Here is a 21,423-nt window from a genome sequence, read left to right as displayed (position 1 = left end):
TATTGTGGATTACCAGATCGGCAGCGTGTAGCCGACGATGACGCGGTTCTCGTCCGCATCGCGGGCGAAGTCGGATTTGAAGCTGGCGTTACGTAGGCGTGCGTAGACATCTTTCAGCGGCCCGCTCTGCACCACGTACTTGACCTCGATGTCGCGCTCCCACTCGCCGCCGGTGTCATCAGTGCCAGCGATTTGCGCGTCGCTGCCTTTGATGTAACGGGTCATAAAGCTCAGGCCGGGAACGCCGAGCTTGCCGAAGTCGTAGTCATAACGGGCCTGCCAGGAGCGCTGGTCGGCGTTGGCGAAGTCGTTGATCTGCACGAAGTTGACCAGGAACGGGTCGCTGCCATCGATGTAGGCATAACCGGTGTCGCCGCTCATGTCCTGAAAGCCCAGGCCCAGTTTGTGGCCGTTGATGCCGTAGGTGAGCATGGCGTTGAAGGCGCGGTTGTCGATCTTGCCGGCATTGGAGGCGCCGCTGTCCTTGCTCAGCATCATGCGTACATCAGCGCTGAGGGTGCCGCTGCCCAGCGGTTGGCTGGCGAGCAGGCCGAAGAAATGCTGGCGGTAGATGTCGTCGAGGTCGGCGAAGTAATAACGCCCGGTCAGACCCTTGGCGAACTCATAGTCGAGGCCCATCAGGTCCAGATGATCCGCCGTGATACCTGCTGCGAAGCGGCGGTTCTTGCTGTTGAGGATCAGCTCTTCGGAGTTGGTCGAGGCGCGGTCGATGACTTTATCCAGGCGCCCGCCTGTAAAGGTCAGGCCGTCAAGTTCGCTGGAGGTCAGCAGGCCGCCTTCGAACACCTGCGGCAGCAGGCGGCTGTCGCTGGCCTTGACCACCGGCAGCTCTGGCACGTGCGAGCCGTAGCGCAGCTCGGTATTGGAGACCTTGACCTTGGCTGTCAGGCCCAGGCGACCGAATTGGTCCGGGGTGCCGCCATCGTCTTGTACGGGGAGCAGGTCGGTGCCGGTGCGGCCGCCGCCGGAATCCAGTTTGACCCCAACCAGACCTAGGGCATCAAGGCCGAAGCCAACGGTGCCTTCGGTGTAGCCGGACTGGACGTCGAGCCAGAAGCCCTGGCCCCACTCTTCACGCTTGTTCTGCTGGCTGCTGGTGCCTTCGCGGAAATCACGATTGAGGTAGATATTGGTGGTGGTCAGGCTGGCTTTGCTGTCAGCCACAAAATCGGCGTGTGCAGCGGGGGCAAGTAGGGCGGTGGCGATTGCCAGGCTAAGCAGGTGAGCAGGCGCAAGCGCCTGATGAGATGCAGTCGGCATCCTGTGGTCTCCATTGTTGTTTTTGTCACGGCTGCGCACCACTGCGTCAGTCGTTCAGGTCGGTGGATCGAGCCACCTGAAACCGATGCTAGGGGGTCAAGCTTTCACCAGGCTTTCAGTTTGAAAGAAAGTCGCTGGGGCATTCGCAGCGGCCTCTGCGCCGTTACACTGGGCACATAACAACAAGTTCGTGGAGTGCTACTACCGTGCGAGTCCTACTGGTCGAGGACCATCTGCCCCTGGCTGAAAGCGTGGCTCAGGCCCTGCGTGGCATCGGGCTTAATGTGGACATGCTGCATGACGGCGTGGCGGCTGATCTGGCCTTGAGCAGTGAGGATTACGCCCTGGCGATTCTCGATATCGGCCTGCCGCGCCTGGACGGTTTTCAGGTGCTGGCGCGTTTGCGTGAGCGTGGCAATACCCTGCCGGTGCTGATGCTCACCGCCCGTGGTGAGGTGAAGGATCGCGTGCATGGTCTTAATCTGGGTGCCGATGATTACCTGGCCAAACCCTTTGAAGTGAGTGAGCTGGAAGCACGGGTCAAGGCACTGCTGCGCCGTACTGTGCTCGGTGGCGAGCGCCAGCAACGTTGCGGCAGCCTGCTGTATGACCTGGATACCCGGCGCTTTACCCTTGCCGATGCTCTGCTGACCCTGACCTCCCGCGAACAGGCGGTGCTGGAGGCGATGATTGCCCGGCCTGGGCGGGTGATGAGCAAGGAGCAGTTGGCCGCTCAGGTGTTTGGTCTGGATGAAGAGGCCAGCAGTGACGCCATTGAAATTTACGTCCATCGCCTGCGCAAAAAGCTCGAAGGGAGCGGGGTGCGCATCGTCACCTTCCGTGGGCTGGGCTATTTGTTGGAGGCTGTTGGTGACTGAGCATCACCCGCTTGAAAACCACGAACCGGGCAGCCTGCGCGGACGGCTGATCCGCCGCTTGGCGGTGTTGCTGGCGTTGATTCTGCTGGTCAGCAGTCTTAGCGCTTACTGGAGCGCTCGGCATGCCGCGGATACTGCCTACGACCGCACCTTGCTGGCTTCGGCGCGGGCGGTTGCCGACGGCTTGTACACCACCGCCGAGCGCTTGAATGCCAACGTGCCGTATGTGGCACTGGACACCTTTGCCTATGACAGTGCTGGGCGCATCTACTACCAGGTATTAGACGTGCAGGGTGCGTTGGTATCGGGTTATGAAGACCTGCCGCCGCCGCCGGCCCATATCAAACGCACAGAGGATTATCCGGCGTTGGCGCGTTTCTACGATGCCGAGTTTCGTGAGCAGGGTGTGCGAGTGGTCAGCCTGCTGCAGCCGGTCAGTGAGCCGGGTCTTAACGGCGTGGCGGAAATCCGTGTGGCGGAAACCCAGGGCGCGCGTGAGCGCATGGCCCGCGAGCTGTTGCTCGGCACCTTGCTGCGCATGGGCGTGCTGTCGCTGAGTGCGTTGCTGTTGGTGTGGCTGGCGGTAAGCGCTGCGCTGCGCCCTCTGGAAGCCTTGCGCCGCAGTGTGGCGGCGCGCACCAGTGATGATCTGCAGCCGCTGTCGAATCTCGGCATGCCACGTGAACTGCGCCCATTGATCGATGCGCTGAACCAGTTCAATGACCGGCTGCGCAACCTGTTCGAGCGCCAGTCACAATTTATTGCCGATGCCTCCCACGAGCTGCGCACGCCCTTGGCCGCGCTCAAGGCGCGGGTTGAGTTAGGGCTGCGCGCGCAGGAACCCTCGATCTGGCGCAGCACGTTGGAAGAGGCCGCGCTGAACACCGACAAACTGACCCATCTGGCCAATCAGCTGCTTTCGCTGGCACGTATCGAAAGCGGTGCACGGGCCATCGCCGAAGGCGGCGCGCAGCGTCTGGATCTCAGCCAGCTGGCGCGTGAACTGGGCATGGCGCTGGCACCACTGGCCCATGCACGGGGGATTGCGCTGGCACTGGAGGCTGAGAAGGCGGTATGGGTCAGTGGCGAGCCGACGCTGCTCAACGAGTTGCTGTGCAACCTGCTGGATAACGCCTTGGCGCACACCGCTGCCGGCGGCAATGTGATCCTGCGGGTATTGCCGACTGGGGTGCTGGAGGTCGAAGACGACGGCCCTGGAATTCCGCCAGAAGAGCATGAGCGGGTGTTTGCGCGCTTCTATCGGCGCAGTAACAAGGGCTCTGGGGCCGGCTTGGGTTTGGCGATTGTCGGTGAGATTTGCCGGGCGCATCAGGCTGAGATCAGCCTGCACCAGGCGCAGCCGCACGGTTTGTTGGTGCGCGTCGAGTTTGTCAGCGTAGACGTCTGACTCAGGGCGCGAGGCTGAGTGGCTGCTGGATTTCCAGCAGGTACTGGGTAACCTTGCCGCTTTCGCGCAGTTGCGCCAGGCCTTGGTTGAAGCGGGCGATCAGCTCGGCATTGCCGGGTACTTCCCGCGAGAGCAGCAGGTGCAGGCTGTCGCTGCGTAGGGGCTTGGGGTGAAAGCTCAGTTGCGCGCGCTCGGCTGCGCTGAAGTGCTGATGCAGCATATCGAAGCCGACCACCTTGTCCATCGGAAACAGATCGACGCGGCCGGCAATCAGTTGGCGAAAGGCGGTTTCATCACTGATCACCCGATTGACCCGCAATTGTCCGCTGGCTTCGGCTTGCTGAAAGGCCGCGCCATAGTCATAGCCGCGGGTGCCGACCAGGCGTCGACCTTGCAGGTCGCCAATCTGTTGCCAGTCAAAGCTGTAGCCCTTGCGGTGGAACAGGTAGTAACCGCTTTCCACCACCGGGTCGCTGATAAAGAACTTTTCTTCACGCTCACTGCTGTGCAGCCAGACCGCGCTGCCATCGCGTTTGCCGCGCTCGGCCAGTTGCAGCGAGCGTGCCCAGGGGTGGAACTCCCAGGTCACCTCAACTCCCTGCAGGGCAAAGGCTTCGGCGACGATGCGTGATGCGACGCCCTTATGCGGCAGCTGTTCTCCCAGATAAGGCGGCCATTCACCGTTGGTCAGGCGCACAGATTCTGCGGCAGTGAGGCTGCCGCAGAACAAGCTGAATAGAAGGGGTAGCAGCAGTAGGCGCATGAACCGAATGCCAAATACGGGGACTGCGTTCAGTCTAGTTGCATTCGGTTGCATGCGTTTGCAGGAAGGTTACTGAAGCATGCTCATGGCCGCTTCCATGGCGGCGGAAAGGTCTTCGTCTTCGTTCAGGTTCTGGTTTGGATCAAGGCCCAGCTTGGCGAACGCCGGGATCTGGCTCCAGTCCAGTTTGGTGTAGGGATGTTCGCTGCCAATGTAACTCTGCAAGGTAGCGACCTGGACGATATCGACATAGTCGACTTTGGCACTGTCACGGGTGAAGTCCAAGTATTGGCTGGGCACCATGGCAATCAGTTCAGGAAAGTCCCAGGTGCGCAGGATCTTGTCGCCGATGATTGGGTGGATCTGCTCAATCACGTGGTTGAGGCTGATCGAGTCGGCCAGTAGCTCGCTGTGATCTTCGGCGTACGTGAGGATCGGCAGCACACCGATCTGATGCACCAGGCCGGCGAGGGTGGCCTGGTCGGGCAGCAGGCGGGTGTAGTGCTTGCACAGCACGTGGCAGATGCCGGCGATTTCCGTGCTTTTGTTCCACACTTCGCGCATTTTGCGGTCAACCACGTCGCTGGTGGCCTGGAACATCTGCTCCATGGCCAGGCCCGTGGCCAGGTTGCAGGTGTAATTGATACCGAGGCGACCGACGGCCATCTGCAGGTCGGTGATTTCCTTGTTGGTGCGCAGCAATGGGCTGTTCACCACCTTGATGATGCGCGCGGTCAGGGCGGCATCGTTGCCAATCACTTTGCTCAGTTGCGGGATGCTGATATCCGGATCTTCGGCTGCCTCGCGGACTTTCAGTGCGACCTCCGGCAGAGTCGGCAGGACCAGCTCATCATTGTCGATGGCCTGGGTCAGTTCCTTTTGGACTTTCTCGGCAAGCTTGCTCATGGGCAATTCTCTTTGGCGTTCAAGCAATAGTGATAAGTGTAGTCAGGGCTTAGCGCTGTATTTCGCGGTCTGAATCCAGTGTATACGGCAAATCGAGCATGCTCAGCGTGCGGCCTTCAGCAGAACCCAGGTGAATAACGCCATTCAGTGCGGCTTCGTCCTGTAACACGGCAAGCAACTCGACGCCGTCTGGGGTGCGTGCGGCCAGTACCACTTCTCCCACGCTGGAGGTGTGCGTTGGTGAGAACAGCAGCGTAGTGGGCTCGGGCACCTGACTGTCATGCAGCGCCAGGCGATACAAGCGGCGCTTGAGTTTGCCCAAGTACTGCATGCGCGCGACGATTTCCTGGCCGGTGTAGCAGCCTTTTTTGAAGCTGACGCCGCCCACGGCCTGCAGGTTGATCATCTGTGGGATAAACAGCTCGCGGGTGCTGCCCACGACCTGGCCGATGCCCGCACGGACTTGCGCTAGCAGCCAATCATTCAGCGGCGCTTCCGGCAGTTGGCTGGCCACTTGTGCCTGAACGGCTGTGGCCTGGTTGGCGGGTATCCACAGTTCAGCGCGGCCGTCGCTCAAGCGCAGGGCCAGTAAATCATCGCGACGAGCGACGCTGTCTGCGGTCGCTGCGAGCTCTAAACCGAGGCTGCGCAGGATGTCATCGGCACCGTTCAGGCCGATACGCAGCCAGTCCTGGCTTTCGTCGGTGAGCTTGGATTTGCTGAAAACGGCGTATTTCTTCAGGTCAGTCAGTTGCGCATCCAACAAATCACTGGCCATTGCCAGCAAATAACCATCACTCACGCTGAGGATGCGAAAGCTCGATTGCATGCGGCCCTTGGGGGTGCAGCGCGCGCCCAGGCTGGAATAGCTGTCGCTCAGGTAGTTGAGGTTGCAGGTGACTTGGCCCTGGAGGAACTTGTTGGCGTCAGGGCCGCGCACGGCGAGGATGCCTTCGTGGCTGAGGATGCAATAAAACGCGGTATCGGCCATGGTGGATTAGGTATCGCTGGATAAAAGTTAGGGGGCTCATCATAGAGCGCCCCTCGCGCCTTGTCAGCGCTTGCGCTTGACTCGTTTCAGGTAATAACAGCCGGCTGGCCGCGTACGGTCAATAGATGTGCATTTCCTCGTATACTGCGTGCCGTAATTTGTTGCATGTCATGTATGGCGGCCACCCTTCGGGGTCGTCGCTGTGCGACGCTAAAAATGGTGTTTAGCCATTTTCAAGGAGCTGATCCGTGGTTGAAGAAGTAGAGCTCAATCGTCTTTTCTGGCACAGCCGTCGCGGCATGCTGGAGCTGGATGTGTTGCTGGTGCCGTTTGTTCGCGAGGTCTATCCGCACCTTGATGAGGCTGATCGCGAGCGTTATCGCAAGCTGCTGGAGTGTGAGGATCAGGATATGTTTGGCTGGTTTATGCAGCGCAGCGAGCCTGAAGATGCTGATCTCAAGCTCATGGTTCGGATGATTTTGGACCGTGTTCAGCCCAAGTGATGCCTTCGAGTGCCAGTGGCAGCCTTCTCGGCAGCTACTGGCCTGCTATGCCCTGATTCAAGGGTTGGCGCTGCTCAGTCTGGCACTGGTGGATATGCCAAGTTGGGGGCGCTTGCTCGGCGTGGGCTTCTGTTTCGCCCACGCTGCCTGGGTAGTGCCACGGCATTTGCTGTTGAGTGTGCCGCAGGCCTTTCGAGGGCTGCGTTACACGGCTGAGGGTTGGCAGGTGCACTGCATGGCGCAGGGTTGGCAGGCTATTGAGCTGCATCCGGATAGCCTGGCGTTACCGTTGATTGTGTTGTTGCGCTTTCGTCTGGTCGGGCAGCGCCAGGTGCGCTCGGTCTGCATCGTCCGCGACAGTCTGGCGCGGGATCAGCACCGCCGCTTAAGGGTGCGGCTTAAATTCAGTCGCCATAGGTGGGCGGTAGCAGAATAGTGTCCTTGGCTTCAGTCAGTTGATGCGGGTAGTCCAGGGTGTAGTGCAGACCACGGCTTTCATGGCGCAGCATGGCTGAGCGGATCATCAGTTCGGCAACTTGCGCCAAGTTACGCAGCTCGATGAGGTCACGACTGACTTTGTAGTTGCTGTAGAACTCGTGAATTTCATCAAGCAGCAGTCGTACGCGGTGTTCGGCCCGTTGCAGGCGCTTGTTGGTGCGCACGATGCCGACGTAGTCCCACATAAAACGCCGCAGCTCATCCCAGTTGTGCGCAATGATCACGTCTTCGTCCGAGTCGGTTACCTGGCTAGCATCCCAGCCGGGAAGGGCGCTTGGCATGCTGATGTGCTCCAGTTGGGCGAGAATGTTCTCGGCCGCTGAGCGGGCGTAGACGAAGCATTCCAGCAGCGAATTGCTGGCCATACGGTTGGCCCCATGCAGGCCGGTAAAGCTGGTTTCGCCAATCGCATACAAGCCGGGGATATCGGTGCAGCCGCTCTGGTCTACGAGCACGCCGCCGCAGGTGTAGTGCGCCGCCGGTACAACGGGGATCGGCTCTTTGGTGATGTCGATGCCGAAGTCCAGGCAGCGCTCATACACGGTAGGGAAGTGCGATTTCACAAAGTCAGCCGGTTTGTGACTGATGTCGAGGAATACGCAGTCGATCCCCAGGCGCTTCATTTCGTGGTCGATTGCGCGGGCGACGATATCCCGCGGCGCCAGTTCGGCCCGCTCATCGAAGCGCGGCATAAAACGTTCGCCGTTAGGTAGTTTGAGCAGTGCGCCTTCACCACGTAGCGCTTCGGTGACCAGAAAGCTCTTGGCTTTTGGGTGATACAGGCAGGTCGGGTGGAACTGATTGAATTCCAGGTTGCCGACCCGACAGCCGGCGCGCCAGGCCATGGCGATGCCATCGCCACAGGCGCCGTCCGGATTGCTGGTGTAGAGATACACCTTGGCCGCACCGCCCGTGGCGAGAATCACAAAGCGTGCGCTGAAGGTGTCTACCTCGCCGCTGGCGCGGTTGAGCACGTAAGCGCCCAGGCAGCGCTGGCCTTCCAGGCCGAGTTTGCGCTCGGTGATTAGGTCAACGGCGACACGCTGCTCCAGCAGTTCGATGTTGCTGCGCTGGCGGGTCTGCTCCAGCAATGTATTGAAGATCGCCGCGCCGGTGGCGTCGGCTGCATGGATGATACGTCGGTGGCTGTGGCCGCCTTCACGGGTCAAGTGAAATTCGAAACCGCCGTCTTCGCGGGCGTGTTCATCGTCGCGAGTAAAGGGCACGCCTTGGTCGATCAGCCATTGAATGGCTTCGCGGCTGTGCTCCACGGTAAAGCGCACGGCGTCTTCGCGGCACAGGCCGCCTCCGGCATTGAGGGTGTCTTCGACATGCGACTCGACGGTATCGGTATCATCCAGTACCGCGGCTACGCCGCCCTGCGCCCAGTAGGTCGAGCCGTTGGACAGGTTGCCCTTGCTAAGTACGGCAATGCGCAGTTGCTCAGGCAGCGTGAGTGCCAGCGTCAGGCCTGCTGCACCGCTGCCGATAACCAGAACGTCGTGTTGGTAATGTTGGCTCATGTCCGAATTCCGCAAAAAGCGAGCTCTAGTATATAGAGGGGGTGAGCGTCACAATAGCCAGCTTATGACCAAGTGCGTTACTCGGGAACTTTTTAAGTATTTCGGGTTCCATAGGCGGTTATTTACATGGGAAATCGCCTGTGTCGGACGGCTTTGTAACGGGCCTGAGATTTTGGCCTTGCCGCCGGGTGATCCAGACTACGAGCGCAGCAGTGGAATCCCTTTGCTGCGCTGTTCCGTGCAGGGCTTTTAAGTGTTCTGCAGGAAGCTTGTTTGAAGGAGAGAACTTTTGCGCAATACCCAAGTCTACTTTGGCAGACCGAGTAAAGGGTTGGCGTTTCACTCCTTCAGACCCTATGAGGAGTTTTCATGCTAACCCAGGAAGATGATCAGCAGCTGGTCGAGCGCGTGCAGCGTGGCGACAAACGGGCGTTTGATCTATTAGTGCTCAAGTATCAGCACAAGATTCTCGGGTTGATCGTGCGTTTTGTGCATGACACCCATGAGGCGCAGGACGTGGCGCAGGAGGCCTTCGTAAAGGCATATCGGGCCCTTGGTAATTTTCGGGGTGACAGTGCGTTCTACACATGGCTGTATCGCATCGCTATCAACACAGCGAAGAATCATTTGGTATCGCGTGGTCGGCGCCCGCCAGACAGTGATGTAAGTGCTGAGGATGCCGAGTTCTATGATGGTGACCATGCCCTCAAGGACATCGAATCGCCGGAGCGCGCACTGTTGCGCGATGAGATCGAAGCCACCGTACACCGCAGTATTGAGCAGTTGCCGGAAGATTTACGTACAGCGCTAACCTTGCGTGAATTTGATGGTCTGAGTTATGAGGACATTGCCAGCGTCATGCAATGTCCAGTTGGCACCGTGCGCTCGCGAATTTTTCGAGCACGTGAAGCCATTGATCGATCCCTGCAGCCGTTGCTGCAGGAAACCTGAGACAGCGGCGTCAGCCAAGAGAGGAACCGCAATGAGTCGTGAAACCCTGCAGGAATCGCTGTCCGCGGTGATGGATAACCAAGCGGATGAACTTGAACTAAGGCGCGTGCTGGCAGCCGGTGATGCCCCTGAGCTGCGAGCAACCTGGTCGCGTTACCAGCTTGCTCGCGCGGTCATGCACAAAGAGCTGCTTGAGCCGCGTCTGGATATTGCCGCTGCTGTATCCGCGGCCCTGGCTGATGATGTTGCTCCGGTTGCGCAACAAGTACAGCGCGGCTCTTGGCGCACTGTAGGTCGCCTGGCCGTTGCAGCTTCGGTTACCGTGGCAGTGCTGGCGGGTGTGCGTTTTTACAACCAGGACGACATCACCGGTGCCCAGTTGGCGCAGCAATCCAGTCAGCCGGTGTTGAGCATTCCTCAGGTCAGTGGGCCGGCCATGCTGGCTGGGTTTAATACCTCTGATGAACAAGCTGCCCCTGCAGCGAGCGCCGTCGGTCAAGGTCAGCCGGGTTGGCATGAGCAGCGTTTGCCGTCCTACTTACGTCAGCATGCGCAGCAGGCTGCCATGAGTACCAGTGAAGGTGCGCTGCCTTATGCTCGCGCAGCCAGTTTGGAAGGCCGTTAACGGTCTGTTGTTAAGGAATCGCATGCGCTTTATTCCTTTTGGCGTTTTGTTGCTGGGTAGCTGGCTGGCTCTGCCGGCTGCTGCCGATGAAGGCTCTGTGATGCTGCAGCGCTTGGCCGACGCTGAGCGTACTCTGAGTTTTCAGGGCACCTTTGTCTATGAGCGCAATGGCAGCTTTTCGACGCACAGCATCTGGCATCAGGCTGGTGAGGGCGTTGCTCTGCGTGAGCGATTGCTGCAGCTGGATGGTTCCGCGCAAGAAGTAGTGCGTGTCGAGGGCCAGGTTCAGTGCGCCAGTGGTGCGTTGGCTGACCAGCTGATCGACAGTCAACTATGGCCTGCTCGGGCGTTAAATGCCGAGCAGCTGAGTGCGTGGTATGAGTTGCGTGTGCTCGGTAAGTCCCGTGTGGCTGGGCGAGCGACTGATGTGTTAGCACTGGTGCCGCGCGACCAACATCGCTATGGCATTGAGCTGCACCTGGATCAGCAAACGGGTTTGCCGCTCAAATCCTTGCTGGTGAATGACAAGGGGCAGTTGCTTGAGCGCCTCCAGTTTACTCAGCTAGAAACGGACGCCCCCGTACCCTCGAACCTTGAGCCCAGTGTTGGGTGTCGCCCTTTGCGTTTGGCTCCTTCTCAGGCTCAGTCAGTTGAAGCGTGGCGCTCTGACTGGCTGCCGCCGGGCTTCAGCTTGAGTTCTGTCACTCAGCGCCGCAGTCCTGCATCCGATGAGCTCGTTGCCTGTCAGGTGTATGGCGATGGTTTGGCGCGTTTTTCCGTGTTTATGGAGCCCTTGCGCGGCGAAGCTGTTGAGGATGTACGTACTCAGCTTGGCCCTACAGTGGCTGTTTCGCGTCGATTGAAGACCAATGATGGTGACGTAATGGTTACCGTGGTTGGCGAAATTCCGCTTGGCACCGCTGAACGAGTGGCCTTGTCTATGCGTTCGGTTGGTGAGGTGGCGCAGTGATTGAGGAACAGGGGCGGGTTGTGGCTGTTGAGGTCGGCGCTGTATGGGTTGAAACAGTACGCAAAAGCACCTGCTCCAGTTGTTCCGTTAAAGCCGGTTGTGGCCAAGGCTTACTTGAGCAGCTTGGGGCAAGCGGTCGTCGTGGTTATGTGCGTGCGGTGTCTGATCTGCAGCTGAATATTGGCGATGCGGTGGTTATCGGCGTGCGCGAAGACCTGTTGGTGCGTGGTTCACTGCTGGTTTATCTGTTGCCTTTGTTCGGGTTGTTTGCCACGGCTGTGCTAGCTGAACAGGCGGGCTGGAGCGAGCCTTGGGTGATACTCAGTGCGCTGTTCGGTTTTCTGTTTGCTTGTTGTGCGGTGCGTTGGCGCAGCCGTGTTACGGCTAGTGATCCTGCGTTGCAACCTGTGGTGTTGCGTGCATTGCTTGGTGGTGCCGCCGCTGCGTTCTAAGACTTTTGCTGGCCTGATGGGGAGTTATATGTCGAAGCCTGGTCTGAAATCTTCTTTTACCGCGTTATTGGCCGTGCTGCTGATGGGGCAAGCTCTTTTTGCTCAGGCGAGCCTGCCGGATTTCACCGAGCTGGTTGAGCAGGCATCACCGGCGGTAGTCAATATCAGTACCCGGCAGAAGATGCCGGATCGCGCGGTGGCTGGCAGTGGCCAGCTCAATGTGCCTGATCTGGAAGGCCTGCCGCCGATGTTTCGCGAGTTCTTCGAGCGTAATATTCCACAAATGCCGCGTGCGCCTGGCGGTGGCCGCCAGCGTGAAGCCCAGTCGCTGGGCTCGGGCTTTATCATTTCCGCTGATGGCTACGTGCTTACCAATAACCATGTGATCGCCGATGCCGATGAAATCATCGTGCGCCTGTCTGATCGCAGCGAACTGGAAGCAAAACTGGTTGGTACCGACCCGCGCAGCGATGTTGCACTGCTCAAGGTTGAGGGTGAAGGTCTGCCCACCGTCAAGCTGGGTAAGTCGGAGGAGCTAAAGGTCGGTGAGTGGGTGTTGGCGATTGGTTCACCCTTTGGTTTCGATCACTCGGTGACGGCTGGGATCGTCAGTGCTAAGGGTCGTAGCCTGCCAAACGAGAGCTATGTGCCGTTTATCCAGACTGACGTGGCCATCAATCCGGGCAACTCTGGCGGTCCGCTGTTCAACCTGGCTGGTGAAGTGGTGGGTATCAACTCACAGATCTTCACCCGTTCCGGTGGCTTTATGGGGCTGTCATTTGCCATTCCTATGAGTGTGGCGATGGATGTTGCCGATCAGCTCAAGGCTGAGGGTAAGGTCAGTCGCGGCTGGCTGGGTGTGGTGATTCAGGAAGTTAACAAGGATCTGGCTGAGTCGTTTGGCCTGGATAAACCGGCTGGTGCGCTTGTGGCGCAGGTGCTGGAAGAAGGGCCGGCTGCCAAAGGCGGCTTGCTGGTCGGCGATGTGATTCTCAGTCTGGACGGTAAGCCGATAATTATGTCTGCTGACTTGCCGCATCTGGTCGGTGCGCTCAAACCGGGTACCAGTGCCGAGCTGGATGTGGTGCGCGATGGTGCGCGTAAGAAGCTGAAGTTGAGTATCGGTGCGCTGCCTGAAGACGGTGAGGCCTTGGCGGGTACAGCTGAGCCTGGTGTTGAGCGCAGCAGTAATCGTTTGGGTGTCAAAGTGGTTGAGTTGACTGCTGAGCAGCAGAAGAGTCTCGACCTCAAAGGTGGCGTGGCGATTTCTGAGGTCCAGGATGGGCCCGCGGCGCTGATTGGCTTGCGTCCGGGGGATGTAATTACTCACTTGAACAATCAGGCTATTAATTCGGCCAAGACGTTTACTGAGGTGGCGCAGGCGCTGCCGAAGAACCGTTCGGTGTCGATGCGTGTGTTGCGTCAGGGACGCGCCAGCTTTATCACCTTCAAACTGGCCGATTAACCAGGTATGCAGGTTACAAAGGGCGACTTCGGTCGCCCTTTTACATCGTACAGTCGTGTGGCCTTGATGACGTGCAAGGTGGCATTCGGGTAGACTTGGCGGCTATTTTCGGCGGGCAGTCGCCTGCGACCTTTTTGAGTGTTGATCCGTGAGTGATTTGAGTCATATCCGCAATTTCTCCATCATCGCCCACATTGACCACGGCAAGTCGACCTTGGCCGACCGGTTTATCCAAATGTGTGGCGGCTTGGCCGACCGTGAAATGGAAGCGCAGGTGCTGGACTCCATGGATCTGGAGCGCGAGCGCGGGATCACCATCAAGGCACACAGCGTTACCCTGTATTACAAGGCTAAAGACGGCATCACCTACCAGCTGAACTTCATCGATACCCCCGGGCATGTTGACTTCACCTATGAAGTCAGCCGCTCTCTTGCTGCTTGCGAAGGCGCGCTGCTGGTGGTCGATGCCGGTCAGGGCGTGGAGGCGCAGTCGGTCGCCAACTGTTACACCGCGATCGAGCAGGGCCTTGAGGTCATGCCGGTACTGAATAAAATCGACTTGCCTCAGGCCGACCCGGACCGGGTCAAGGAAGAAATCGAGAAAATCATTGGCATTGATGCCACTGACGCCGTGACCTGCAGTGCCAAAACAGGTTTGGGTGTTGATGAAGTACTTGAGCGTCTGGTGCACACGATCCCGGCACCGACAGGTGACATTGAGGCGCCATTGCAAGCGCTGATCATCGACTCCTGGTTCGATAATTACCTCGGTGTGGTTTCCCTGGTGCGCGTTCGCCACGGTCGAATCAAGAAAGGTGACAAAGTGCTGGTGAAGTCCACCGGCAAGATCCACTTGGTCGATAGCGTTGGCGTGTTTAACCCTAAGCACACCGCCACTGCAGACCTGAAAGCCGGTGAAGTGGGCTTTATTATCGCCAGTATCAAGGATATTCACGGCGCACCGGTGGGGGATACCCTGACCCTGGCTGCCACGCCGAATGTCGAAGTACTGCCTGGTTTCAAACGTATTCAGCCACAGGTCTATGCCGGGTTGTTCCCGGTCAGTTCCGACGATTTCGAAGATTTTCGGGATGCGTTGCAGAAGCTGACCCTGAACGATTCGTCACTGCAATATTCACCTGAAAGCTCAGATGCATTGGGCTTCGGCTTCCGTTGTGGCTTCCTTGGCATGCTGCACATGGAAATCATCCAGGAGCGTCTTGAGCGCGAATACGACCTGGATCTGATTACCACTGCACCGAGTGTGATTTTCGAAGTGGTGCTCAAAACGGGCGAGACGATCTACGTCGATAACCCGTCTAAATTGCCGGATATCTCCTCGGTCGAGGACTTCCGTGAGCCGATCGTACAAGCCACCATTCTTGTGCCGCAGGAGCACCTGGGTAATGTGATTACCCTGTGTATCGAAAAACGCGGTGTGCAGCGCGATATGCAGTTCCTGGGATCTCAGGTTCAGGTTCGCTATGACCTGCCGATGAACGAAGTGGTGCTCGACTTCTTTGACCGTCTGAAATCCACCAGTCGCGGTTATGCCTCGCTCGACTACCATTTCGACCGCTACCAGTCGGCCAACCTGGTCAAGCTGGATGTGTTGATCAACGGTGACAAGGTGGATGCGCTGGCCCTGATCGTCCACAAGGACAACGCCCACTATAAAGGTCGCGCGTTGACCGAGAAGATGAAAGAGCTGATCCCCCGGCAGATGTTCGATGTGGCCATTCAGGCTGCAATTGGTGGGCAAATCGTTGCGCGAACCACGGTCAAGGCGCTGCGTAAAAACGTATTGGCCAAGTGCTATGGCGGTGACGTCAGCCGTAAACGCAAGCTGCTCGAAAAGCAGAAGGCCGGTAAGAAACGCATGAAGCAAGTGGGTAACGTGGAAATTCCACAGGAAGCCTTCCTTGCAGTGCTCAGGTTGGATAGTTAAGGGCCTATGTCGATCAATTTCCCGCTGTTACTGGTTATCGCCGTTGCCGTTTGTGGCGCGTTGGCGTTGTTTGACCTGATCTTTCTGGCCCCACGCCGGCGAGCCGCTATCAGCACCTACCACGGTCAGGTCAATGAACCTGATGAGGCGGTAGTGGAACGCTTGAACAAAGAGCCGTTACTGGTGGAATACGGTAAGTCGTTCTTCCCGGTGCTGGCCATCGTGCTGGTGCTGCGTTCGTTTCTGGTTGAACCGTTCCAGATTCCTTCTGGTTCGATGAAACCGACTCTGGAAGTGGGCGATTTCATCCTGGTCAACAAGTTCGCTTATGGCATTCGCCTGCCGGTGCTGGACACCAAGGTGATTGAAGTAGGCGATCCGCAGCGCGGCGATGTGATGGTATTTCGTTACCCGAGTGATCCGAATATCAATTACATCAAGCGAGTAGTGGGTTTGGCCGGTGACCGTATTGTCTACAGCAGCGACAAACGTCTGACCATCAACGGTGAACTTGTTGCGCAGCAGCTGATTGGTGACGAGCCGGGTAGCCTGGGCAGCGCTAAGTTGTACAACGAAAAACTGGGCGAGGCCGAGCACCAGATTCGTAAAGAAATGCAGCGTTATCGCGTTGAGCCTGGCCGCGAGTGGGTGGTGCCGCAAGGGCATTACTTCATGATGGGGGACAACCGCGATAATTCCAATGACAGCCGTTACTGGAATGATCCGGCTATCCCCAAGCCGTTGCTGGGCATGGTGCCGGATCAAAATATCGTCGGTAAAGCGTTTGCCATCTGGATGAGCTGGCCAGACCCAAAGTCGCGCAACCTGCCTAATTTTTCTCGCGTCGGCCTGATTCACTGACCCTCTGGTGAATTTGCGACGCTGTTAAATGCAGCGTTGCAGGCTATATATAGTCTTGCCTCCAGCCGTTAAGGCTTTCATAAAATCGAATTTGGGGACAAACATGAAATCTGCGCATTCGCAAAAGGGAATGTCGATTCTTAGTTGGTTGATGGTTTTAGCGGTAGTTGCTTTTTTGGCAAGCGCTCTATTCAAAGTATTGCCGCATTACTTCGACTATATGTCGTTGGAAAAAATGATCACCTCGGTTGAGACTGATAAGGCAGCGGATGTTCGCAGTGTCAACGACTTCTACAGCCGTATCAGTAAAGGTATGCAGGTCAACAGCATCCGTGATCTGAACATGCAGGATGCCATTAAGATCAAAGTAGAAAATAACGAATTCCGCGTGCACCTGAAATATGAAAAACGCGAGCCGTTGATCGAGAATATCGATCTGGTGGTGCGATTCGATAAAGAATTCCGCGTGCGTATGCCGTGAGTGCCTCGTTAGCCCGTCTCGAGCGGCAGCTCGGTTATACATTCAAGGACCAGGAGCTGATGATCCTGGCTCTTACCCATCGCAGTTTCGCCGGTCGCAATAACGAGCGTCTGGAGTTTCTCGGTGATGCGATCCTCAACTTTGTCGCGGGTGAAGCGCTGTTTCAGCGTTTCCCGTTAGCGCGCGAAGGGCAGCTTTCACGTCTGCGCGCGCGTCTGGTCAAGGGTGAGACCCTAGCCATTCTGGCCCGTGGTTTTGATCTGGGTGAGTACCTGCGCTTAGGTTCCGGCGAATTGAAGAGCGGCGGTTTTCGTCGCGAGTCGATTCTTGCCGATGCCCTGGAAGCACTGATTGGCGCTATCTACCTGGATACAGGTATGGAAGCGGCCCGTGAGCGTGTGCTGGCCTGGCTGACCACCGAGTTGGATAGTCTGACCTTGGTCGACACCAATAAGGACCCTAAAACCCGCTTGCAGGAATTTTTGCAGTCGCGCGGCTGTGAGTTGCCGCGGTACGAGGTGGTGGATATTCAGGGCGAGCCGCACTGCCGGACATTCGTAGTCGAATGTCAGATAACCTTACTGAATGATAAAACCCTGGGGCAGGGCGCCAGTCGGCGGATCGCTGAGCAGGTAGCGGCTGCTGCCGCACTGATCGCCTTGGGTGTGGAGAATGGCAATGACTGATACACCTGTTACACGCTGTGGCTATGTCGCCATCGTCGGCCGGCCCAACGTGGGCAAGTCGACGTTGCTCAACCACATTCTCGGGCAGAAGCTGGCAATCACCTCGCGCAAGCCGCAGACCACGCGGCACAACATGCTCGGCATCAAAACCGAGGGCGATGTGCAGGCGATCTATGTCGACACTCCCGGCCTGCACAAGAACAACGAGAAAGCGCTCAACCGCTACATGAATAAGAATGCTTCGTCGGCGCTGAAGGATGTCGACGTGGTGATCTTCGTGGTCGATCGCACCCGCTGGACCGATGAGGACCAGATGGTCTTGGAGCGTATTCAGTACGTCGAAGGCCCGGTGATTCTGGCGATCAACAAGACCGATCGTATCGAGGACAAGGCGGAGCTGATGCCGCATCTGGAGTGGCTGGCCACCCAGTTGCCGAAGGCCGAGATCGTGCCGGTTTCGGCGCAGCATGGGCATAACCTCGACACCCTGGAAAAACTGGTAGGCGAGCATTTGCCGGAGGGCGTGCACTTCTTCCCGGAAGACCAGGTCACCGACCGTTCTAGCCGTTTCTTCGCTGCTGAGTTGGTGCGCGAGAAGATCATGCGTCAGCTGGGCGCTGAGCTGCCGTATCAGATCACTGTGGAAATCGAGGAGTTCAAGCGTGACGGGCGCATCCTGCATATCCATGCGTTGATTCTGGTCGAGCGTGATGGTCAGAAAAAAATCATCATTGGTGACAAAGGCGAGCGGATCAAGCGCATTGGCCAGGAAGCACGCAAGGATATGGAGGTGATGTTCGACTCCAAGATCATGCTTAACCTGTGGGTCAAGGTTAAAAGTGGCTGGTCGGACGACGAGCGCGCACTGCGCTCTTTGGGTTACGACAACATCTAGTGTTGCGCGGGCGAACCTATTCGCCCGTTTCTGCGTTCCGTCACGTTGAGTCACCACCGGCCATGCTTGCAGACAGTCAGCCTGCCTATGTACTGCACAGCCGCGCTTACCGCGAAAGCAGCGCGTTGGTCGATTTTCTCACCCCCAAAGGTCGCTTGCGTGCCGTACTGCGTGGCGCTCGGGGCAAAGCCGGTAGTTTGGCTCGGCCGTTTATTCCGCTGGACGCTGAGTTTCGCGGGCGAGGTGAGCTGAAGAACGTCGGACGTCTTGAGCCTGCGGGTATTCCCAATTTGTTGACGGGTGAGGCGCTGTTCAGTGGCCTCTACCTCAACGAATTGCTGATTCGCCTGTTACCCGCCGAAGACCCCCATCCCGCTGTGTTCGATCATTACGCCATGACGGTGTTGGCATTGGCCGAAGGTCGCCCGCTGGAACCACTGTTGCGTTCGTTTGAATGGCGCCTGCTGGACGAGCTGGGCTATGGTTTCGCCTTGAATCTGGACAGCGAGGGTCAGCCCATTGTCGCCAGCGGCCTGTATCGTCTGCATACCGAAGTCGGTTTGGTGCCGATTGGCCAATTGCAGCCCGGTGCTTTTCAAGGTGTTGAACTGCTCGCCATGGCCGAGGCTGACTGGGCCGTGCCAGGCGCTCTTGCTGCGGCCAAACGCTTGATGCGTCAGGCCCTAGCCCCCCATTTAGGCGGCCGACCGCTGGTCAGCCGCGAACTGTTTATGACGCTCAAGGAGCCAAGCCGTGACTGATGCCAATCGTATTCTGCTGGGTGTAAATATTGACCACGTGGCCACTCTGCGTCAGGCCCGTGGCACCCGTTATCCCGACCCGGTCAAGGCCGCGCTGGACGCCGAAGAGGCGGGGGCCGACGGTATCACCGTGCACCTGCGCGAAGACCGCCGGCATATTCAAGAACGTGATGTGCGCTTGCTTAAGGAAGTCATGCAGACGCGCATGAACTTCGAGATGGGCGTGACCGAAGAAATGCTGGTTTTTGCCGAAAGCATCCGTCCCGAACACGTCTGTCTGGTACCGGAAACCCGTCAGGAGCTGACCACCGAAGGCGGCTTGGATGTTGCCGGGCAGGAAGTGCGGATTCGCGCAGCGGTCGAACGCCTAAGCAAGATTGGCTGCGAGGTCTCGCTGTTTATCGACCCGGACCCACTGCAGATTGAGGCGTCCAAGCGGGTCGGCGCGCCGGCCATCGAACTGCACACCGGCCGCTATGCCGACGCGCATACGCCGGAAGAGGCCGCGCGCGAGCTGGCGCGGATTCGCGATGGCGTGGCGTGCGGCCTGCAGCATGGCCTGATCGTCAATGCCGGTCATGGCCTGCACTACCATAACGTCGAGCCAGTGGCAGCGATTGCCGGGATCAACGAGCTGAATATCGGCCACGCCCTGGTGGCCCATGCGCTGTTTGTCGGTTTCAAGCAGGCGGTGGTGGAGATGAAACAGTTGATCATCGCGGCAGCCAATCGCGGCTGACCTTCGCCGTGCGGCCCCATCGTTAGCGATGGGCGCTTTGCGCTAGGGCCTACGCGCGATCACTACCGCGCGGCTTGGTGCCGGAAGACCTTCAAGAGTGCGACTATGGTCTGCCGGGTCGAGAAACTCGGGTAGCGACTGAAAGCGCATCCACTCGGTGGCGCGTTGTTCCTCCACGCTGGTGGTACTGACATCCACGCAGCGCACGTCGACGAAGCCGGCGCGGCGCAGCCAGAGTTCCAATGCTGGCACCGAGGGCAGGAACCAGACGTTGCGCATCTGCGCGTAGCGGTCTTCGGGCACCAGCACTTGCTGAGCATCGCCTTCGACCACTAGGGTTTCCAGTACCAGTTCGCCGTCCTTGACCAGGCAGTCCTTGAGATCGATCAAGTGATCGATAGGCGAGCGGCGGTGGTACAGCACGCCCATGGAGAACACCGTGTCGAAGCCTTGCAGCTTGCCGGGTAACTCCTCGAAGGCCAGCGGCAGGTGCCAGGCGGGCAGGTCGGGCAGGTAATTCTTCATCGCCAGAAATTGGCAGAGAAACAGCCAGTTGGGATCGATGCCCACTACGCTGTCGGCGCCAGCGCCGAGCATGCGCCACATGTAGTAGCCGTTGCCGCAGCCGACATCCAGTACGCGTTTGCCCTTGAGGTCGAGGTGAGGTGCGAGCCGTTGCCATTTCCAGTCCGAGCGCCATTCGGTGTCGACATGTACATCGAACAGATGAAACGGCCCTTTGCGCCAGGGAATCAAACCCTGCAAGGCGGTTTTCAGCGCGGCACGAGTGGGTTCGTCGCAGGGGCCGTTGAAACTGAAGCTATGCAGCTGCTCCAGCTGTTCGACCTTGAGTTCCGGCAGCGCCTGTACCGCGCCGTACCAGCGCGGCAGGTCGCCATGGCCGACCGCCAGTTTGGCGTCGATCTGCCCGGGCAGGTCGGCTGCCCAGTCCTGCAGTGGGGTGCCAGCAAGCGCAGCCTGCAGGGCGTCAAGGTCGAGACGGCTGATCATGGCAGAGCAATCAAGGAGGCGAAATTAAGGCACTGGAACCACGGCACCACCTGGCTGAAACCGGCAGCGAGCAGACGTTCGCGGTGCTGCTCTAGGCTATCGGGCAGCATGACCTTCTCAATGGCGCTGCGCTTCTGGGCAATTTCCAGCTCGCTGTAGCCGTTGGCACGTTTAAAGGCGATGTGCAGCTCACCGAGCAGGGTGTGTTGCGCGGTATCTTCGAACTGCAGCTTTTCCGAGAGGATCAGGGCGCCACCGGGCAGTAGGGCCTGGTGAATTCGCGTAAGCAACTCGAGGCGTTGTTCGGGCTGGATAAATTGCAGGGTGAAATTCAGTGCCACCAGCGAAGTGGGCTGAAAGTCGAGGCGGAGAATGTCGGCCTCGATCACTTCAACCGGCAGCAGCTCCTGAAACATCGAGTCCTGTGCGTGCAGGTATTCGCGGCAGCGCTCGACCATGGCGCTGGAGTTGTCCACGGCGATCACCCGGCAATCGGCGATTTGTACATGCCGGCGCAGCGCCTGGGTCACCGCGCCGAGGGAGCTGCCAAGGTCATACAGCACGCTATGCGGCTGAGCAAACTGGCCGGCGAGCACGCCGATATTCTCGACAATGGTCGGGTAGCCCGGTACCGAGCGCTTGATCATATCGGGGAAGACCCGCACCACGTCCTCGTTGAACACGAAGTCCGGCACCTGGGCCAGGGGTTGGGCGAAAAGACGGTCGGGCTGTTTGCTCACGATGGCTGCGCACTGGTCGATAAAGCCGGGCATTTTAGCCAAGTGCGCGGTATAGCCAAACCTTGATTACCGCTATTGGTCGCAAAT

General features: G+C 58.5%; 23 protein-coding genes. 16 read left to right on the top strand and 7 right to left on the bottom strand.

Annotated elements, in window-relative coordinates; genetic code table 11:
* Nucleotides 1-9 precede the first annotated feature (9 nt).
* Nucleotides 10-1,281, bottom strand: a complete 1,272-nt coding sequence (locus tag HBN63_RS01065) for an OprD family porin (protein WP_170048054.1) — start codon at nt 1,279-1,281, stop codon at nt 10-12.
* A gap of 206 nt (nt 1,282-1,487) precedes the next feature.
* Here HBN63_RS01065 and HBN63_RS01060 point away from each other — a divergent pair, with 206 nt between their 5' ends.
* Nucleotides 1,488-2,159, top strand: a complete 672-nt coding sequence (locus HBN63_RS01060; protein ID WP_090251980.1) for a response regulator — start codon at nt 1,488-1,490, stop codon at nt 2,157-2,159.
* The gene (locus tag HBN63_RS01055) at nt 2,152-3,567 is read left to right on the top strand and encodes a sensor histidine kinase (RefSeq protein ID WP_170048053.1); all 1,416 of its coding nucleotides are present in this window, start codon (nt 2,152-2,154) and stop codon (nt 3,565-3,567) included. Before HBN63_RS01060 ends, HBN63_RS01055 begins: the two co-directional genes overlap by 8 nt.
* A 1-nt stretch (nt 3,568) precedes the next feature.
* Here HBN63_RS01055 and HBN63_RS01050 read toward each other — a convergent pair whose 3' ends face one another.
* From HBN63_RS01050 to HBN63_RS01040, 3 genes are all read right to left on the bottom strand, one after another.
* Complete coding sequence (locus HBN63_RS01050; protein WP_170048052.1) at nt 3,569-4,330, bottom strand: transporter substrate-binding domain-containing protein; 762 nt, start codon at nt 4,328-4,330, stop codon at nt 3,569-3,571.
* Nucleotides 4,331-4,399: 69 nt separating this feature from the next.
* Complete coding sequence (locus tag HBN63_RS01045) at nt 4,400-5,236, bottom strand: HDOD domain-containing protein (RefSeq protein WP_090251989.1); 837 nt, start codon at nt 5,234-5,236, stop codon at nt 4,400-4,402.
* A gap of 49 nt (nt 5,237-5,285) precedes the next feature.
* Complete coding sequence (locus HBN63_RS01040; protein ID WP_170048051.1) at nt 5,286-6,227, bottom strand: folate-binding protein YgfZ; 942 nt, start codon at nt 6,225-6,227, stop codon at nt 5,286-5,288.
* A 248-nt stretch (nt 6,228-6,475) separates the two neighbouring features.
* Between HBN63_RS01040 and HBN63_RS01035 the strand changes: the two genes are divergently transcribed.
* Entirely contained in the window at nt 6,476-6,730 is a 255-nt protein-coding gene (locus tag HBN63_RS01035) for a succinate dehydrogenase assembly factor 2 (protein ID WP_090251995.1), read from the top strand.
* Entirely contained in the window at nt 6,714-7,166 is a 453-nt protein-coding gene (locus HBN63_RS01030; RefSeq protein WP_170048050.1) for a protein YgfX, read from the top strand. The genes HBN63_RS01035 and HBN63_RS01030 overlap by 17 nt, the downstream gene beginning before the upstream one ends.
* On the opposite strand, the gene nadB is transcribed toward HBN63_RS01030, so the two are convergent.
* Nucleotides 7,135-8,751 (bottom strand): L-aspartate oxidase, encoded by a 1,617-nt coding sequence (gene nadB, locus HBN63_RS01025; protein WP_170048049.1) that lies wholly within the window; start codon nt 8,749-8,751, stop codon nt 7,135-7,137. The two genes, HBN63_RS01030 and nadB, sit on opposite strands and share 32 nt — an antisense overlap.
* Nucleotides 8,752-9,120: 369 nt before the next feature.
* Between nadB and rpoE the strand changes: the two genes are divergently transcribed.
* The 12 genes from rpoE (at nt 9,121) to pdxJ (ending at nt 19,585) form a co-directional block, all read left to right on the top strand.
* A complete protein-coding gene (rpoE, locus tag HBN63_RS01020) occupies nt 9,121-9,702 on the top strand; it encodes an RNA polymerase sigma factor RpoE (RefSeq protein ID WP_090252003.1) in 582 nt (193 codons plus the stop codon).
* A 31-nt stretch (nt 9,703-9,733) separates the two neighbouring features.
* Nucleotides 9,734-10,327 carry an anti sigma-E factor RseA C-terminal domain-containing protein gene (locus HBN63_RS01015; RefSeq protein ID WP_170048048.1) on the top strand — a complete coding sequence of 198 codons (594 nt, stop codon included), beginning with the start codon at nt 9,734-9,736 and terminating at the stop codon, nt 10,325-10,327.
* Between the two features lie 22 nt (nt 10,328-10,349).
* The gene (locus HBN63_RS01010; protein WP_170048047.1) at nt 10,350-11,297 is read left to right on the top strand and encodes a MucB/RseB C-terminal domain-containing protein; all 948 of its coding nucleotides are present in this window, start codon (nt 10,350-10,352) and stop codon (nt 11,295-11,297) included.
* Complete coding sequence (locus HBN63_RS01005; RefSeq protein WP_170048046.1) at nt 11,294-11,749, top strand: SoxR reducing system RseC family protein; 456 nt, start codon at nt 11,294-11,296, stop codon at nt 11,747-11,749. The genes HBN63_RS01010 and HBN63_RS01005 overlap by 4 nt, the downstream gene beginning before the upstream one ends.
* 28 nt (nt 11,750-11,777) lie before the next feature.
* Nucleotides 11,778-13,214, top strand: a complete 1,437-nt coding sequence (locus HBN63_RS01000; RefSeq protein ID WP_170048045.1) for a DegQ family serine endoprotease — start codon at nt 11,778-11,780, stop codon at nt 13,212-13,214.
* 148 nt (nt 13,215-13,362) lie between these two features.
* Nucleotides 13,363-15,162 carry a translation elongation factor 4 gene (gene lepA, locus HBN63_RS00995; protein WP_090252015.1) on the top strand — a complete coding sequence of 600 codons (1,800 nt, stop codon included), beginning with the start codon at nt 13,363-13,365 and terminating at the stop codon, nt 15,160-15,162.
* Between the two features lie 6 nt (nt 15,163-15,168).
* A complete protein-coding gene (lepB, locus tag HBN63_RS00990) occupies nt 15,169-16,023 on the top strand; it encodes a signal peptidase I (RefSeq protein ID WP_170048044.1) in 855 nt (284 codons plus the stop codon).
* A 103-nt stretch (nt 16,024-16,126) separates the two neighbouring features.
* Nucleotides 16,127-16,504 carry a DUF4845 domain-containing protein gene (locus HBN63_RS00985; protein ID WP_170048043.1) on the top strand — a complete coding sequence of 126 codons (378 nt, stop codon included), beginning with the start codon at nt 16,127-16,129 and terminating at the stop codon, nt 16,502-16,504.
* Nucleotides 16,501-17,190 carry a ribonuclease III gene (gene rnc / locus HBN63_RS00980; RefSeq protein WP_160087970.1) on the top strand — a complete coding sequence of 230 codons (690 nt, stop codon included), beginning with the start codon at nt 16,501-16,503 and terminating at the stop codon, nt 17,188-17,190. Before HBN63_RS00985 ends, rnc begins: the two co-directional genes overlap by 4 nt.
* Complete coding sequence (era, locus tag HBN63_RS00975) at nt 17,183-18,085, top strand: GTPase Era (RefSeq protein ID WP_170048042.1); 903 nt, start codon at nt 17,183-17,185, stop codon at nt 18,083-18,085. Before rnc ends, era begins: the two co-directional genes overlap by 8 nt.
* Before the next feature lie 62 nt (nt 18,086-18,147).
* Nucleotides 18,148-18,846 (top strand): DNA repair protein RecO, encoded by a 699-nt coding sequence (recO, locus tag HBN63_RS00970; RefSeq protein WP_170048041.1) that lies wholly within the window; start codon nt 18,148-18,150, stop codon nt 18,844-18,846.
* Nucleotides 18,839-19,585, top strand: coding sequence for a pyridoxine 5'-phosphate synthase (gene pdxJ / locus HBN63_RS00965; RefSeq protein WP_170048040.1), 747 nt, complete (start codon nt 18,839-18,841; stop codon nt 19,583-19,585). The genes recO and pdxJ overlap by 8 nt, the downstream gene beginning before the upstream one ends.
* A 42-nt stretch (nt 19,586-19,627) precedes the next feature.
* Here pdxJ and cmoB read toward each other — a convergent pair whose 3' ends face one another.
* Together cmoB and cmoA are read right to left on the bottom strand one after the other, a co-directional pair.
* Complete coding sequence (cmoB, locus tag HBN63_RS00960; protein ID WP_170048039.1) at nt 19,628-20,596, bottom strand: tRNA 5-methoxyuridine(34)/uridine 5-oxyacetic acid(34) synthase CmoB; 969 nt, start codon at nt 20,594-20,596, stop codon at nt 19,628-19,630.
* Nucleotides 20,593-21,369 (bottom strand): carboxy-S-adenosyl-L-methionine synthase CmoA, encoded by a 777-nt coding sequence (cmoA, locus tag HBN63_RS00955; protein WP_170048248.1) that lies wholly within the window; start codon nt 21,367-21,369, stop codon nt 20,593-20,595. The genes cmoB and cmoA overlap by 4 nt, the downstream gene beginning before the upstream one ends.
* Nucleotides 21,370-21,423 lie beyond the last annotated feature (54 nt).

It is taken from the genome of Pseudomonas sp. WS 5011 (assembly GCF_012985775.1).
Taxonomy (GTDB): Bacteria; Pseudomonadota; Gammaproteobacteria; order Pseudomonadales; family Pseudomonadaceae; genus Aquipseudomonas; species Aquipseudomonas peli.
Note: the sequence above shows the minus strand (reverse complement) of the source record. Positions and strands in the feature narration are given on the sequence as shown.

Excerpts from the sequence above, each read along its gene's own strand:
- era (WP_170048042.1), top strand. The coding sequence starts at position 17,183 with ATGACTGATACACCTGTTACACGCTGTGGCTATGTCGCCATCGTCGGC.
- HBN63_RS01015 (WP_170048048.1), top strand. The coding sequence starts at position 9,734 with ATGAGTCGTGAAACCCTGCAGGAATCGCTGTCCGCGGTGATGGATAAC.
- cmoB (WP_170048039.1), bottom strand. The coding sequence starts at position 20,596 with ATGATCAGCCGTCTCGACCTTGACGCCCTGCAGGCTGCGCTTGCTGGC.
- HBN63_RS00985 (WP_170048043.1), top strand. The coding sequence starts at position 16,127 with ATGAAATCTGCGCATTCGCAAAAGGGAATGTCGATTCTTAGTTGGTTG.
- rpoE (WP_090252003.1), top strand. The coding sequence starts at position 9,121 with ATGCTAACCCAGGAAGATGATCAGCAGCTGGTCGAGCGCGTGCAGCGT.
- cmoA (WP_170048248.1), bottom strand. The coding sequence starts at position 21,369 with ATGCCCGGCTTTATCGACCAGTGCGCAGCCATCGTGAGCAAACAGCCC.
- HBN63_RS01040 (WP_170048051.1), bottom strand. The coding sequence starts at position 6,227 with ATGGCCGATACCGCGTTTTATTGCATCCTCAGCCACGAAGGCATCCTC.
- HBN63_RS01010 (WP_170048047.1), top strand. The coding sequence starts at position 10,350 with ATGCGCTTTATTCCTTTTGGCGTTTTGTTGCTGGGTAGCTGGCTGGCT.
- HBN63_RS01050 (WP_170048052.1), bottom strand. The coding sequence starts at position 4,330 with ATGCGCCTACTGCTGCTACCCCTTCTATTCAGCTTGTTCTGCGGCAGC.
- nadB (WP_170048049.1), bottom strand. The coding sequence starts at position 8,751 with ATGAGCCAACATTACCAACACGACGTTCTGGTTATCGGCAGCGGTGCA.
- recO (WP_170048041.1), top strand. The coding sequence starts at position 18,148 with ATGCTTGCAGACAGTCAGCCTGCCTATGTACTGCACAGCCGCGCTTAC.
- HBN63_RS01045 (WP_090251989.1), bottom strand. The coding sequence starts at position 5,236 with ATGAGCAAGCTTGCCGAGAAAGTCCAAAAGGAACTGACCCAGGCCATC.
- lepB (WP_170048044.1), top strand. The coding sequence starts at position 15,169 with ATGTCGATCAATTTCCCGCTGTTACTGGTTATCGCCGTTGCCGTTTGT.
- HBN63_RS01000 (WP_170048045.1), top strand. The coding sequence starts at position 11,778 with ATGTCGAAGCCTGGTCTGAAATCTTCTTTTACCGCGTTATTGGCCGTG.
- HBN63_RS01065 (WP_170048054.1), bottom strand. The coding sequence starts at position 1,281 with ATGCCGACTGCATCTCATCAGGCGCTTGCGCCTGCTCACCTGCTTAGC.